This is a genomic window from Bilophila sp. 4_1_30 (assembly GCF_000224655.1).
Lineage (GTDB): Bacteria > Desulfobacterota > Desulfovibrionia > Desulfovibrionales > Desulfovibrionaceae > Bilophila > Bilophila wadsworthia.
Map to the genome: position 1 here is coordinate 33,062 of NZ_JH114238.1, position 15,407 is coordinate 48,468.

Genomic DNA, 15,407 nt, shown 5'->3' on the forward strand with positions numbered 1-15,407 from the left:
TTAGTGCATCTCCCGTTGCCCATGCACCCCGGCGCCGATGCGGCCACATGGATCATGGAATATGCGACGGAGCGCCAGTCAGCCGATGTCGATCCGCTGGCTGTCATGCGTTACGCCTACGCTCAATTGCGGATTCCCGCTCAGGGAACGTCCCCCGACACCGCCCGCAAAGACGTTGTCACGCAGTTCCTGGAGCAATTCCCGGCCCTCGCCGCGGGTCTTGAAACCTCGTCCCCTGAAACGTTCCTCTACATCCTCAAAGGCAAGTACGAAGCGCAATCCGCCGATACCGCGGCACAATTGCAGCGCCTTCAGATCACCGGCACTCCCTTCATCCTCGTTGACGGACAGTCAGTACTCGGCTTTGACAAGTCTCGCCTGGAAAAGCTCCTCAGCTCCAGACCTCATGGCGAAAAGGAGGGCGCATGACTTTGATCTGCCAACATCGCCCCGCGTCATCGGCTCAGGGCTGTCTTTTGTCGGGAGTGCTGCTGAGCGTGGGGCTCGTGCTGTGCCTGTTTAATTCATGGGCAACGGAGTGCTCTTTGGGAGAGTGCTCTTTGTACAGCGGGGCTATGGTATTTGGAGCCTCCTTGTTCGCCTGGGGCGCGGGTACATTCGGTCTGCTCATTTGTGCGCTGCCCACGCGGTATTTCAGCACGATTTCTTTCCTGGCGCTTTCGGCTGATGTGCCTTTGCTTCTCTGGCAGGTCATCTACGGTCCATGCGGCAAATGTTTGCTTGTGGCCGGGTTGCTGGTCGCAAATGCCCTTGTGATCACATGGGGCGGATTCCCGGTGCGCAGGTCATGCAAAATAGCGCTCCGCGTCGCCGCCGCACTGCTTTGTATCAACCTCAGCGCCTTGGTCGGCAATGCGGTTCGGCCGTGGCTCACTGAACAAATCAGCACGACTCCCGCGTTGAAGGAGTTGCGCATCTTCCTTCCGCCGTCCCGACCGCTGCTGTTCCAGGATCAGTTCACCGGATCATCAGGTCGATAAGCGAATCAATAGCACGGGAGGGGCGCGGCGTGCGCCCCTCCCAAGGGGAAAAACATGCCCAAAAAGTATTTGCGGGTCTCCGCGCTGATTCTGCCGCATGAGCGTGAAGCCTATGCGGCCTATCGGATGCAGCCCAAACGTGAATCATGCGCCGCGCTGTATCAGGCGCTCCGTGAAAATATGGCCATTCTGGAACAGGCCGCGAAAATCCCGAATTTTCGCCGCAAAAAAGGACAAGCGGGCATCGCTGTCCGTTTGTATCTGGAGCTTTTGGACGAGTACCGGGACGTGATCAATTATGTGTTCCTGGAGCGCTGTAAGGTCTGCGTGGCCGAACTGATCAAAGAGGCCGCCCTGTTTGGCACCGTCTCCTGGACGGAGGCCAAAGCGCAGGCATGGCTCGCACAAATTGATATGCGGCCCTTCATCTCTCCGTGTCTGGGAAAGCCCCGGCCCGATGCGCTGTTCCAAGATAAAAACCTGGTGACTCTGGCCTCGATCATGAAGGAGGATCTCACCCCCGCCGTCCAGGGAGTGCCTTTCTACTACAACTCAATGCGGTACGATTGGTTTGCCATCCCTCTTTCCGCTTATCCTCACCATTTTCAACAAATGGACGCCTTCCAACTTCTTGAGAGGTTTCATCTCAGGTACGGACCCGCTCCTCTCAAAGCAACCGAATAGGAAATGTCATGCAACACATCAAACTATGCGTCAAAACAACATATGGAACGATCTTTGTCGGCCTGACCAAATCTATGGATGCCCGTTTTTTTACCCTTCAACAAGCAATGCTCGATGGCAGGTTGGAAAATGAGGAGTTTTTAATGTTGGCCTACGGAGTCGAAGCCGTATGCGACGGAGCCCTGGACAGGCTGTCCATGGACATAGACGCTTTTTCTCTCAAGGAAGGGCAGACCAACGGAGCCATTTACAAATGCACGTTGCGAGATACCCGGACGGGCAGGATGTGGCCCTTGCGGATCTGCACGGATCTGGGGAACACGATGGTCAGCCTGACCCAGACCATGGATCGGATATGTCTCGCCGTGACCATGCTCATGCAGGAACGGCGGATCGAGCTGGAAAAAGCCCGAACGTTTTTCAGGCACATCCAGGAGACCGTCAATCATTGCCGCGTTGCCGATCAGGAGCTTGCCCATGTGGTTCAAAATATTCAGCGCCAATAAACAAAAGGAAGACAGCGCGGCGCAGGAGGACCATGCGCCGGAAACGCCGGATATGGAGCCTGTCCCCGCAACCTATGACGCGTTGATGCGTCGTTCCCGTGTGCATCGTTTGGACATTCGTATCGATCCGGACTCTTTGCCCCGCATTGCCCTGATCCGCAAGCCCGCATCGGACGAGTATCTGCCGCTCAAGCACAAGCTGGTCAACGCGGCTCTGGAGCGGCTCAGGCCATATCTCGACTACTGCGAGAGCCTGCCGGGTATGAGCGGCAATCCCCGTGTTCTTCTGGAAAACATCGTTCGAGCGTTTTTGGTGCGTTATTGGGACATGCCGTCATCGGCGGACAATCATCACGCCTACCCTTGGGGACATTGCCTGCACAGTCTGGACGTGGCCTGTGGCGAAGCCGAACTGGCCAGCGCCTGGACGCCCATGAATACCGTGGGCATCGATGAGATCACCAAGAGCCGGTATCGTTGCGTCATGATTCTCGCCTCTTTCGCCAAAGGGCTCGTCCATGACGGATACAAAATCTATCAATACAGGCTCACAGGGCTGAGAGGTGAAGTGCGCGAAGCGTTTGATCCCTGTCTGAAGGACGGCACCGTCCTGGATTTCAAGCTGGTGCATCCGAGCGGGCTGAGTTGGGATTGGCAGACGGAAATACGTATGCCCGGACGGCGAAACATGCTCGAATTTCTGGAAATCGTTCCCCGAGAACTCCTAAAATCCATGCCGGTGGAGATCAACAGCGCGATCATCGCCAACATCTGCGATATGGACACGTGCGATGCGGATCAGGAGAGCGCCAGCCGGGATCTGCGCTGCAAAAACGGGATGGAAACCCGCTCGACGGTGCTGAATGCTGTCCGGGATTATTTCACGAGGGCTCCAGGCCGGGCACGTCCGGCCGATACGGTTTTTTACATCAATGAGCAGTGGTGCGCAGTGGCGATGCCCGCCTTTTTCAAACAACTGCTTCCGCTGCCGGGGTTTAGAGACGTCTCTTCGGTGTGTCAGTATTTGGGATATGAAAACACGCTGGCTGAGCAATCCGCTGAAATATTCCTGGCCTCGGTTGCCTTTCAATGCGCCAAGGATGGCAAAACGTTCCGGCATGAAAAAATGTCGCTGGCTTTCCTGCGAACGGACTATCTTCGCAAAGCGGTAGCCAACGAGGTGGACGGCCTGGCCGTTGCCACCTTTTGCCTGGAGGACGCTGCGGCTCTGAGCGCTATCGGTATCCCTGACAGCTTCTTTTCCAAATGGCCGGACCCCCCGAAGAAGGAAAACAATTCAGCGGGCGCACAGGGCACAGAATCCGGCCAACAATCCGATCCGGCCCGAACTTCGCTCCCGGGCTCCGCGCAACCCGCATCCGTGGAACCGGAAAAAAAGGACGCGCAAATCGTTCAACCAGCAGTGCTTTCTGCGGCTTTCTCTCCGGCTGTCCCGCAGCCTGTGACCCCGGAACCGGAACAACCGGCCACAGAGACGAATCAACCAGACGCGAAAGCACTGGAGCTGACCGGCATGACCTGCGGCGCTCGTTTCCGTCTCATGGCTGGCCGATCCTCGGAAAGAGATTTGCGTGCGGAAGGAGGGTGGCTCGCCTGCCGGGATGACGCGGCGTTTCTCCGCTCACCGGAATTTCCCCGTACTCTTTTTACCCTCCTGGGCCAAGAAGCGCTCTGTGAGGATGCGGTTGCGGCGGAACGTCTGCATCAGTTGTTGCTGTCCACCGGCTTGGTGCTCCCGGACGTGCTTGAGTCCGTGGAATGCGACGTGCCCGATCTGATCGCCGGTACATTTACCCGGACCGTGTTGAAAGGACAGTTCTGGCCTCTGTCTCCCTCGGCTATGCGCCAGGTGGCGATCATGCAAAAAATTGCCGGAGGTACGCATGCGCCTGCATAATCGTCAACCCGTGGTGCGTATCCGGCATGACGTGCGCCATCTGTATGTCTATGGCGTCTGCGAGGGGATCTTGGCCTGCCTGGCGTACATTGCGCTTCCGGCCATCGGCTGGACGTCTGATTTCGTATTGATAGCCGGGTACGGCATGGGCGGGTGCGCCCTGTGCCGGATCTCGCAAGGGCTGCGGCGCAAGCTCGGATTGCGCGAGTTGACGCGGGCCCGGCCTCTCAGCCGTACCGTGGCCTGGATCGATGACCTGAAAACACGTCTGGGGCAGGCAGATCGACTCTACATTGGAGAAGGGTTCATCTGGGGACCCGAACACACCCAAGCATACCATGAGGTTTATGAACTCGCGGAAAAACGGGTTCTGCTGCCTATGGACAGACAGGCCCGGGACGCGGGCGGGTTGCCATACATACATGGGATCAACGCGCTGGTGAGCCCGGATGCGGAACAGTCTCAAATACACCTGCTGCCGGAACACACGGCGATCATCGGAACCACGGGCATCGGCAAAACCCGAACATTTGAGCTGTTCATCGCGCAGTCCATCCGGCAGGGGCATCCGGTCATTGTCGTGGACCCCAAATCCGACCGGGATCTGTTGGATGCGACCTATCAGATCTGCAAGGACAGCGGGAGGGAACGGGCCTTTGAATATTTTTCCCTGGCGCATCCTCAAATCAGTGCAACCATGAACCCCTTTGCCAATTACAGCACACCAGGCGAAATTGCGGGCCGGATTACAACCATCATGCCCAACAATGGCAATTCACAGCCTTTCATTGACTTTTGCTATGACGTTTTGACGACCGTTGTGGATGTGTTGATCCTCATCAATATCAAACCGAGCCTGAGAGCCCTGTATCACTATGCGGTTCTGGACAGAGAAAGCCTCTTGATCGAAGCCCGAACATTTCTGGTGAAGGCGAATATCTCCGACGCTCATAAATACCAACTTGCATATGCGATCAGGGACTTGGAAGCCAAAGTGGATCACGACAAAACCCATTTTCAGAAAATGACCACTTCGTTGCTGCCAGTTCTGAAATCGCTTTCCTCTGGAAATATCGGTGAACTCTTGAACCCCGCGCAGGAGAGTTTGTCCTGGGAAAAAATCATTCAGAATAATCTGGTGGTGTACCTCTCCCTGGCATCCATGAAAGACAGTTACGTTTCTTCAAACGTGGGAAAGCTGTTTATCCAAGACTTGGTATCCTACATTGGCACCCTGTACACACGGCAATCCACTTTCAAAACGGTGTACCTGTATGTGGATGAGACCTACTCGGTTATTTATGAAGGCTTTGTGGATATTTTGAACAAAATGCGCGCCGCGGGCTTACATCTGGTGCTTGGGCTTCAGACAACGGCGGACATTGAGGCGCGGATCAGCGACGCGGTGCGTCGGCAGATGTACGGCCTCATCTCCAACAAATTGTACATGCGTATCCCGGACGGCGAACAAGCCGCCGAACTGGTGGAAACACTCGGCAAATGCTCCATACCCAAAATGACTGTGACCCGGAATGTGGCGGCGGGGCTCAAAGGCCCTGAAGAACTGTTCCGCTCAGGCTATGCCGTGCGGCTGGACATGGCCGAAACCGAACTGCTCCCTCCGGAAGTGCTCACAAGCCTGCCTCGGGGGCAAGGCATACTCATTACACAGGGCCAGCCTCCTGTGAAACTGCGCATACCTCTCCTTGATCGGAACGGATTGCCGCGGGAGAGTTTCTTTGATCGTGTGACCAGCGCCTATGCCGGTATGGATTCCAAATTCACCGGCGATGCCCGGAACATCCTGGGCGCGGATCTGGAACGGTATAAGCCAGCCGCGTAAATTTGGCAGTAAAAAAAGGCCATCCCGGTTTTTCCCGGGTATGGCCTTTTTTGTATCGAACTTATTCGGCGCGTGTCCAATCCTCAATACGGAGTGCGCCTATTCGCTGGTAATGGCGCAAGTTATTCGTCACAAGCGTCGCGCCTAGTGACATGGCGTGGGCGGCGATCATCATGTCCATTTCTCCGATAGGCTGGCCCATGGAGACAAGTTGGTGCCGTATTTCCGCGTAGTATTCGGCGGCGTCCACATCCCAAGGCAATATGGTGACGATTTTAAGATAGCGCCGCACTACGAGCTGAAGCCTGTGATCGTCGGGAAGACGCTTCAAACCGTATAAAAGTTCAGCCTTGGTTATGGCTGAAATACAGATTTCGTCCGGGCTGACGTTCAGAATATGCGTCTGAATTTCAGGAGAACGCCCCTTAATGAGGTAACTGGAAACATCCGTATCAAGCATGTAGAGCATTACTTGCTCTCCTCATCGAACAGGCCCCGCTCGCGGGGAGCGACATTCATCGGACGCTCGGCCATGAACGCTTCAGTCTCCTCGGATGCGGACAGCGAAGAGAAAAAATCCTTCCAGGCTTTCGGACGGGGTTTTTCAGAAAGCACAATATCTCCCGTAATTTCGTCACGGAAAATATAGACTTCCTGTCCTGAAAAACGGAATTCAGCGGGTAAGCGCACAGCTTGGGATGCGCCGTTCTTGAAGAGTTTGGTTGTATATACTTGGCTCATAACTGTGCCTCCTGATAAGGTCTATACGTATGTATAGATCCAACCCGCTATTGCGTCAATGCGAGGAGCCAGTGGAAAAAGGACAGAAGGTCGTCCCGGGCGTCCCCGGGATGGCCTCAAAAAATTATCTCTTCTCCAGAGAAGAAAGCGCGTCTTCGAGAGCTTTTGTCTTGTCCTGCCCCAAGGGGTTCAGAATAATATCGGCGGCTTCTCCAGTGAGTACCGAACGGGTATTTTCGAGTGTTCCCTTGTTGACATCCAGGTGGCTGACATCATCCACCACCTGCACGCCCTGATCGCGCAGATCCCGCTGCACCTCCTTTGCCGCCCGATCCAGGGCCGCGCGATCCGACGCCGAACCCGCCGCGAGCCGCGCGGTTTCCGCGCCGAAGGTATCCTTTGATTTCAGGGACTCATTGGGGCTAAAACCGGTATCCAGTCGGCCGGTGTCCACGTTTTCATCCAGCCGCCTTTGACCCGCGTCCACACCGCTTGCATAGCCGTTTCTGTACAAGGTCGCCTCGTGAGCCACACCGTTGATGAGGCTTCCTGTCTTTCCGGGGAGCGCGCTGCCAGCGCCAGCTCCACCATTTACGCTCGTTGTGTGCCTCGGGGGCTCGTTGTTCGTCATCCCGAGCTCTCCGGCGGTTTGTGTCCGCTGTTCAAGGATGCTCATGGCGAGACGCGCATCCTGCGCATTATACTGGTTGCTGTTAGCCACAACTCCAAGCACGTTCATCACCGCGCTCTGGGCCTGAGTATCGCCTTTTTCAGACGAGCGCATGAGCCCGGTCACATCGGCGTTTGCGGCGATGCGCAGGTTGTCGATGTCATCGACGCCACGATGCAGCTCGCCGTGCAGGCGGTTCATGCCGGGGGTCATTGCCATCAGCTCCAGATCCGCACGGGTGGTCACGGCGAGCAGTGAACCCGTATTGATGGTCTTTCCCGCTGATGCCGAAAAAGCGGCCTGGGTTTCCACCATACGTGTTTGGGTTGCGGAAAGAGATTGCCAGGCGGAATCCGTGCGCTGCATGGCCGACTGAAATCCCTCATGTTTGGTGGCCGACTGTGACCACTCTTCTCCGGTCCCCGTCCGATGGGCGTCACTTATGGCAAGGGAGCGAGCTTGAGTATAGCTGCTCACTTCTTTGTTGTCGTTGAGCGCGTCCGCGATCTCCTGTACCGCCACCTTCGCCCGTTCCGACTCTCCGGTCTGGATGGCGGCATTGAATTGACCTCGGGCGCCCATGCCCACCTTCGATCCGGTGAATGCCTCAAAAACAGCCCCAAGAGCTTGTTTGTCCGAAGAAAAATCCACACCGGCATAGGCCCCGGCGCTCAAAACCCGCTGAGCCTGCGCCACTTGTTCGCCCTCAAAACCGTGGCTTTTTGCAACGCGCTCTGTGATGCCGCTGATCGTCTGCTTCACATCGCTGTACTGGTTTTGCCGGGATTCATCCATCCCTTGTTCCCAACGTTCGAACTCTGAGCTTCCCCGGCTCGTACCCTCGCCCATGGCGAAATTATAGGCCGCGCTGGCATGTGCTGAGTGCAGCATGGCCTGTTGCTTGGCGACCGCCTGTTGCAGGCTGTTTGACGTTTTGGCATCCAGCCCTCCCTGGATGGCGTAGCCCTGGCCTTCGATGGCCGTGGTGCGCGTCCCGCTGTACTGCATGGGGCTGGCGCCCGTATTGCGGCCAAAGGCTACATTGTCATGTCCGCCGATCAATTGGTTCATCCTCTCGTTCCGTGCCAGATGCGTGTCACCGGCCTCCATGAACGTTCCGTTGATTTTGTCGAGTTCCAATTCACGCGCGGAACGTTCCGCGCCCTGCAACGCCTGCATCCCGGACCGTTGCGCGAATCCTTCCGCCCCTTTGGCCGCGAGGACCATGCCGCCCACGGCCATTGCGAGACGCGGGACCATCATTTGCAGCATCATGGCGGCGAACGTGGGAATGGTGAAGGCCAGAGTTCCGGCCACAGTGCTGGTATCCGTTATCCAGGCCATCAATCGAAGCTTGTTGGGGAGCGTTACGCCTCCTGTGGACAGAATCATTCCCTGAAGCTCATTAATAGCCGAGGCGACATACGTTGCCTTGATGATCGCCATGATGGGCAACCAGAGTGAAACGGACAGCAATGCCGCGCACCAGTGTAAAAACGGTTGCCCGCTCTGCGCCAGAAAAAACGCGGCTATCAGGGGTAACATGCCCACGATCACCAGTTTCATCATCGCCCGCAATTTAGGAGCTTTTTTGATGTAAACGCTACTCGCGGCCGCGATACCGGTCGCTTGGGACACTTCCGCTTGGGAGATGGCCGACAGCATCTGCGGATTGGATCGCGCCAGACTCGATTGCAGGCCGTTCATCATGAACGCCTGCTGAAACAACGCCTCTGACGTGCTCTGGTGGCCGGGAAACAGCGTCGAGGCCAGACTGTCCATTGCCATGATCGTGTCAGCGACATTTTTGTGCCGTCCACCGAAAAGGTTGGACAGATAGTCCGCCATGCCTTCCGGTCCCATGTTCTGGGCCTCGTCCTTAACCGTGCCCCACAGTCGGTTGTAGGCCGCTTTACAGGTCATGACATCCCGCGTCCCGTCCCTGTTGACCAGTTCCGTGAAATAGACTCCCCACGGCATGTAGCTGTCAGTAAGAAGATCTCCGCTGCGGTAATAGGCGCTCTCATTGACAAATCCTGTGGCAATGCCTTTCAGTACGCAATCGTCAAAGTACCTGCCCACGGAGGATACGGCTTCAAACTGGCTTATGGCCTTGCCGTTGAGCACCTCCCCGAGTGCCGCTGCTTCCATGAAGAAATCAAAATCTGAAAAGCTTGTCATGTCTGGCGGCATGATGTGCGTTTCCACCATATCAAGCACCACTTTTTCCAGCGTGGAGCAGACGGAGAGAGGAATAGCGACTCCCACAGGCATGTTGTCGATGGTGTAGGCTTCATGGGCCCACTCATCCTGAATGCGGATTTGGGCAGTCTGGCTGAAAAACAAGGCATAGAGCAGAAGTGGACCGGCATAGGCTTTGAAATAGCCCAGAGGACTGATTTGGCGGACCATCAGAATGCCCGCGAGTGTCAGTCCGCTGACCATCAAAAAGACAAGCCCGCTCCATTCCGGCGAGGCGAAGTAACTCCGAAGCCCGCTCAGAAAAAGGTACAACGGATAGCCGTCATTGAAGCAATAAACCTGGAAGTGCATAGTTCCTCCCTCTCAAGCGGCTCGGAATTGTCGGTTGGCGTAAGCGAGCGCTTCCTCCTCGCGCTCCAGAGCAAGACGCTCGGCATCCTGGGGACTGTAGCCCTGAGCCAACAGGGAATTCGCAAAACAGGCCAGGCTCAGGACACGAAGCGGTTCGGGGGACTCTCCTCCCGCATTTTTTGCCAACGCGGTCTGGATGTCCTCGTACATCTGCATTTCCACCGGAGAGGTCGTGTAGGCGACTTTTTCCGCTTCCGTGGGAATGAATCGAAATACAGTGGATTGTTTTGAAGAGAGCAGAAGAACCTCGGAGTAGCTTCCTTTCGTTGTGCGTACTGTACCGGCAATGTGCATCTGTGCTTCATTCAACGTAATCAAATGATTTTCAACACACTCCTTGAGTTCTTCAATTTTTGGCTGCAATGCGAGCTTGATAGCCTGCCCGACCTGCGAATTGCCTTTGCGCGAAAAATCCAGAAAACTCTGTACAATGGTCCCGATTGAACCATTGTATTTTCGCATACGCCGGTAGGCAGTCTCAATAAATGCTGCCGTGTTGGGGTTGCGAAAAAGATCCCACGCCTCGTCACAGAGCAGAAGTTTGGGAATCTTTCGGTCTCCAAGGTAGAATTGTCTTTCCATAATGGAGATGAGAAGCAGTAGAATGACCTCTCTGAGATCTTTCATGGCGTTGAGTTGTTCCAGCTCCAACACCACAAAAGGACGTTCAAAATTGATATTCATTTTGCCATGGAACCATTTTCCGTACTCGCCTCCCCGGCAGTATTTGCGGAGACGCTCGGCAAGTTGCCCGTAGACGAACTCTTGCTTGCCCGCACGGTCATTGTCCGCCTGCTTGGCATCCAGAATGTCCACAAATCTATCGACTTCCATGATTTCGCCCGGGCGCAGGCGGGTATATCCCTCAATGATACTATTGGAGAGGATAGCTTGCTCCAAGTCCGAAATGCTTTCCCGTGGCGAAGCCATGACCGAAAGGAGCTGCGTATACATTGTGAGCAGAGTTGCCCGCTCCTCCCTGTTTTTTATGGAATCTTCAGGGACAGCCCGATTCTCCATCTCATCCAGGGCAAACAGTTCGGCGGTGAGTTCGGAAAAAACATTGACACTCATGTTTTTACCTTCCTCAAATTCGACATATTGCCCCATTTGGAGCCCGCATAGCTTTTTGTAGGATTTTCCCACGTCCACGACATAGGCAATCCCTTTTCGGCTGGCGTGCTCTTGAAGCACTTTGTTGACCAAAAATGACTTGCCGGAACCGCTCGGTGCCGCGACGGCAAAATTGTAGTTGGTATCCGAGTCGAAAAAATCCAACGAACAAAGCTGCCCCCGGCGCGTCAGGAACAGCATGGCGTCGGTTTCCGTTCCCCGCCAATCCGCCTGGATAGGCGCGAGTAGAGCCAAGCTTCCCGCAGGAGCCGATACCATGCGCCTCATGTTCTTGAGCGCTGGCCGGTACAGTCCAAAGGGCATGGCCGCCATCATGTATTCCAGCCCGGCAAAAAGTTCATTTTGCAGTCGGAAGCCCTGGTTTTCCCACACTGTTACCGCCATCGATTCGTTACGGGAACAGTTTCCTGTACCGGAGGCGTCGGTGCAGGGCTGGTTGTCATACATGACCAAGGTGAGATACCCGCGCAGAAATTTTGTTCCCTGTTCCTGTTGCGAGGCCGCCCAACAAAACTCTTCGTTTTTACGGGCTATTCTCGGCGCGAGCGCCTTGAATGCCGTATGCTGCATCCCGGTGATTTCACTTTTGAAATTGAGCGAGTTGTCCGCGGGCATGGGATCGATCTGGAGCGTCAAAGCAAAGGGGGAACACATTTGTTGCAAATTGGAGCCGAAAAGATCCCCAATCAGCAGATTGGCCTTCACCGATGTAATGGACAGGGGGTAGACCTGCGGCGTTTTCACAGCCACCCTGTAGCCATCAACGACTACACCGGCTCGGCAACGGGTGATTTCCGTATCGGGCGCAATGACTTGCTCACGGATGGGGCGGCGCTGGTCCCACAGATTACGGTCCAGAAAACCATGCCCCGGATTCCAGAGTTGCCACAGTACCTGGATCAAGGATTCGGGCCGCGTGTTCTGAGTACAGATCTGATTGCTGCGGAACACGCCCAACAAATTGTCCCGAACCACCGCGAGCCGATCCGCCGCTTGAGTGGAATCTCCCCGGATGTCCCGGATCGAGCACGGCACCTTAACCGTCAGAAAGCAACGAAAGTTTCTGAAGGGGACAGGCACGTCCATGCTAATACCTTGGCGGCAATGCTTACGTAAATATCCAGCTTGCCACAGTGACCACTCGTGCAAAAACGCCTCACGCGGTTCGCTGACATCAAGCAACCGGTTACGGATGCAGGAGTACCTGTCGATGATTCCCGTCATATTGGGGTCGGCATACAAAATGATCTGGATGAGAGCGTCTGTCGGCCATTCCTGTTCCAGCACCGATGTAAGGCCGTTGAGCAATTGCTCGCCCGCGAACATCACAGGCGCGATTTCCTGTATGAACCCAAATGTTCCGTCCGCATTGACATAGAGGTCCCGGTCCTCGTCATAGGCGAGGTATGGGAGCCAGTCAGTCAGGCGATCCGTTTGGAACATGGATGCCATTTTTGAAAGCAACATACAGACCTCCTGATTAGAGACCACTGAACACGGACTGAATCCCTCTGTTTTTCAGGAGGGACTGGTAGTAATCGCGCATCTGTTGGAATTGGAGATTTTCTTTAAATGCCGTCATGTATGTCTGGTGAACATCTTGGAAACTCTCCATCAATTCACGCCGGAATGACGCCATTCGTTTTTTGATGGCCTGATAGCCCGCCTCCAGAGATTGCGGGTCAACCGGAGCCGCTTTTTTGCTGGTGGAGAGCTGAATGTACGCCTGATCCAAGATGCCCTCTGCCCGCATGACAAACTCTTCCAGTAAAAATTGGACATAACCGATGCTGGTCAGTTTGATCAGTGCCGCTTTTTCCTCATGCGTGAGCGCACCGCCGTAGAAACCGCGATAGGCCAGAGAGTTGATGATCTGGTACACGGGCAGGCGAGATTGCAGCACCACATCGATGACGAAATTGTCCAGCGTCGTCTGCGGGTTGTTCTGCATGGCGTCGGCAATTGTTTCGATGGCGTTTTTGGCTCGCTGATACACTTTAAGAGAATCGGGCATCTCCCGGACCTGGCACTCTGTCACTCCGATGGCCGTATCGTCGCGGCGGATCACGTCCCGGAAGGCAATCCTGCTCAATTCGGACGAGGCGTCCACAGTGCCGGATGGCGGTGTGGGGACAATGGCTCCGGATGAGGCTCCGTCCGGCAATGTTGCATCCTGGTTCTGCGCCGATTTGGCCGTGGCGGTCGCGGTCAGATTGCCGAGCATGTTGGCGACAACGGTTTTCACTGTGGTCGTGGGGCACGGATCGTAATAGTCCACTCCGTACATGGTCGTGGCCTTATCTTCTCCGTCTCCCGGTTCAGACGGGGTGACGATCATCTCGCCAAACAGGGCCCGCGCCATCTGGAAAAAGGATTCATCCGGCAGATTCTGTGCGGTTCGATCCACTTTGCGGGCTTTGTCCCAGAGAGAACCGGAAATATCCATAAAAGTCGCGCACCTGTCGTAATCTTCGTGATTGGAGAATCCTCCGCAAAATGCGTAGTTTTGGAGTTTGCGAACCTCATCGTTGAATTTGGCGACGCCCGAGGTTAGCTTGTTCGCCTTGTCAGAAACCCAGATTCCGAACTCGGACGTGCCCTGGTTCGCGTCCATGCCCAACATGGAAGAAATCGCGTCGCCTCCCATGTTCACCAGGGCTTGGGCCGAACCACACTCGTCGAGCGCCAGATTGTTCGCGGCCTGCGAAATCTGCTGGAGGGCGCTCATCACATCGTCACAGGGGTCGCAAAGCTGTTGCAAGGCCAACTTAAATGCGTAAGCCGGTGCTGCCGACATAATGTTCTGGAACGCCTGCACTAAATATTCGGGCCGCAAGTAGTTAAAACCACCCCAGAACGCATCAATACCACCGCACCCGGCGCTAATGCGCGGCGGTTGAATGTTCAGCAGGGGTTCCCGCGAGGTTTTGAGCCGAAGGCCGAAGCCGCCCCCGGTATAGTATCCCCGTTTTTGCCCCTCCCACGCTGCGGGACTGTTGGTCTGGATTCTGTCAGTCAAATCCGAAAACCAGTCCGCTTTGGCTGGCCCGCACAATGCGGCGAACACAACGCCCGAGAGGAGCGCCATTCTGAGACTCCATTGCATAGGGCCTCCTATTCGCTCTGTGCTGGATTGGAAATGTCGGTAGACGGAGATGTTTTCTTTTGTTGAACAGATTGGGCCACGCGATCCGCCATCGCCGGGAGCGTTTTGCTGCCCGCTTTCCCCAGATCAATACTCAGACGGGCGGCCACTCGTGAGGTGAGGTTTGTACTCGGATTGAAAACGGCTCCCGCGAGATACACCGGGCGCTGCCCGGCTTCCTCGGTAATGACCTGATGAAGTTGGCCAATGAATTTTTTGATGTCCGTGGCTGAGGCGGGATGTCCGTTTCGTGAGTCCTCCACCATCTGAGACAGCTTGGCCTCTGACAGAGCACGGAAATCAACCACGATCATTTCATGGGGTCGGAGGTAGTAGTGGTGATACAGGAAAACGACAACTGAGGAGATTGCGGCGACGAGAAGCATACAACAGAGCAGGCAAGAAAAAACAACGGCAGCGCTTTTCAACATAAAAACCTCCCGAGGCTACAGGTGGACGATTCACCTAAAGCTGCCGGGAGATGGTCTCAAGCAAGGAGGTTTGTCGCCTTCCATTTAGGGAACACCTGTAGAGCCAATAGGGGGGATGGACTGAAATCAGGGATTGACGCTTCAGGCAAACCTGGCTATTTGTTCTTCAGAACTCAGGGCGTCGGGATTCCCTTCGTGCTTGCTGAGGTCGTTGCTTAAATCACTATAGAATTAAATAGGTTGCTGATTGGTTGCTGACACTGCTTGTCAGCAGATACTCAGCAGAGTGTCAGCATCAAAGCTCAGAAATGATGCCCGTATTCAGGCCAAGCGGTTTTTGAGGGTAGCGTAACTCTTCGATTTCAGTGGAGAAGGGTTAAAGAGGCTTTCCACTGGGTGGCCTCATAACCCGAAGGCCGTAGGTTCAAATCCTGCCCCCGCAACCACAACGACATGAAGAAGCCCAAGGACAATCTCCTTGGGCTTTTTTGTATAGAAAGAAAACCTCCCGCTAGGCGGGAGGTTCCGAAAAGCTTACAGCTTTGTATATGTTATAAAAACTCCTTTTGATTTGTTAGTAAAGCTTGCGGTCTGGCAACTGCAAGCGGCAACAAATCAAAAGGAGGTCACAATGAGTGACGTTCAAAGTTTAGCCCACACAAAATGGAACTGCAAATACCATGTGGTATTTGCCCCCAAATATCGCAGACAGGTTTTCTAT

13 protein-coding genes are annotated in these 15,407 nt (G+C 55.1%); 7 read left to right on the forward strand and 6 right to left on the reverse strand.

The window, feature by feature from the left end:
• From HMPREF0178_RS19690 to HMPREF0178_RS19715, 6 genes are all read left to right on the forward strand, one after another.
• Positions 1-429: hypothetical protein (locus HMPREF0178_RS19690; RefSeq protein WP_009369293.1), on the forward strand; the 429-nt coding region annotated here is incomplete at its 5' end.
• Positions 426-1,001 (forward strand): hypothetical protein, encoded by a 576-nt coding sequence (locus HMPREF0178_RS19695; RefSeq protein ID WP_009369294.1) that lies wholly within the window; start codon positions 426-428, stop codon positions 999-1,001. The genes HMPREF0178_RS19690 and HMPREF0178_RS19695, both read left to right, overlap by 4 nt.
• Before the next feature lie 54 nt (positions 1,002-1,055).
• Positions 1,056-1,685, forward strand: coding sequence for a hypothetical protein (locus HMPREF0178_RS19700; RefSeq protein ID WP_009369295.1), 630 nt, complete (start codon positions 1,056-1,058; stop codon positions 1,683-1,685).
• A gap of 143 nt (positions 1,686-1,828) precedes the next feature.
• Complete coding sequence (locus HMPREF0178_RS19705) at positions 1,829-2,191, forward strand: hypothetical protein (RefSeq protein ID WP_039959477.1); 363 nt, start codon at positions 1,829-1,831, stop codon at positions 2,189-2,191.
• Complete coding sequence (locus HMPREF0178_RS19710) at positions 2,163-4,109, forward strand: hypothetical protein (RefSeq protein WP_009369297.1); 1,947 nt, start codon at positions 2,163-2,165, stop codon at positions 4,107-4,109. Before HMPREF0178_RS19705 ends, HMPREF0178_RS19710 begins: the two co-directional genes overlap by 29 nt.
• Positions 4,096-5,952: a type IV secretion system DNA-binding domain-containing protein gene (locus HMPREF0178_RS19715; RefSeq protein ID WP_009369298.1), complete on the forward strand. Its 1,857-nt coding sequence runs from the start codon at positions 4,096-4,098 to the stop codon at positions 5,950-5,952. Before HMPREF0178_RS19710 ends, HMPREF0178_RS19715 begins: the two co-directional genes overlap by 14 nt.
• 61 nt (positions 5,953-6,013) lie before the next feature.
• Here the strand turns inward: HMPREF0178_RS19715 and HMPREF0178_RS19720 are convergent, their stop codons facing one another.
• From HMPREF0178_RS19720 to HMPREF0178_RS19745, 6 genes are all read right to left on the reverse strand, one after another.
• A complete protein-coding gene (locus tag HMPREF0178_RS19720) occupies positions 6,014-6,421 on the reverse strand; it encodes a type II toxin-antitoxin system VapC family toxin (RefSeq protein WP_009369299.1) in 408 nt (135 codons plus the stop codon).
• The gene (locus HMPREF0178_RS19725; RefSeq protein WP_009369300.1) at positions 6,421-6,693 is read right to left on the reverse strand and encodes an antitoxin; all 273 of its coding nucleotides are present in this window, start codon (positions 6,691-6,693) and stop codon (positions 6,421-6,423) included. The genes HMPREF0178_RS19720 and HMPREF0178_RS19725 overlap by 1 nt, the downstream gene beginning before the upstream one ends.
• 124 nt (positions 6,694-6,817) lie before the next feature.
• Positions 6,818-9,916, reverse strand: a complete 3,099-nt coding sequence (locus tag HMPREF0178_RS19730; RefSeq protein ID WP_009369301.1) for a conjugal transfer protein TraG N-terminal domain-containing protein — start codon at positions 9,914-9,916, stop codon at positions 6,818-6,820.
• Between the two features lie 12 nt (positions 9,917-9,928).
• Positions 9,929-12,577, reverse strand: coding sequence for a TraC family protein (locus HMPREF0178_RS19735; protein ID WP_009369302.1), 2,649 nt, complete (start codon positions 12,575-12,577; stop codon positions 9,929-9,931).
• Between the two features lie 13 nt (positions 12,578-12,590).
• Positions 12,591-14,216: a conjugal transfer protein TraH gene (locus HMPREF0178_RS19740; protein WP_009369303.1), complete on the reverse strand. Its 1,626-nt coding sequence runs from the start codon at positions 14,214-14,216 to the stop codon at positions 12,591-12,593.
• Between the two features lie 8 nt (positions 14,217-14,224).
• Entirely contained in the window at positions 14,225-14,686 is a 462-nt protein-coding gene (locus tag HMPREF0178_RS19745; RefSeq protein WP_009369304.1) for a hypothetical protein, read from the reverse strand.
• A gap of 631 nt (positions 14,687-15,317) precedes the next feature.
• On the opposite strand from HMPREF0178_RS19745, the gene HMPREF0178_RS21260 reads away from it, so the two are divergent.
• Positions 15,318-15,407: transposase (locus HMPREF0178_RS21260; protein WP_009369305.1), on the forward strand; the 90-nt coding region annotated here is incomplete at its 3' end.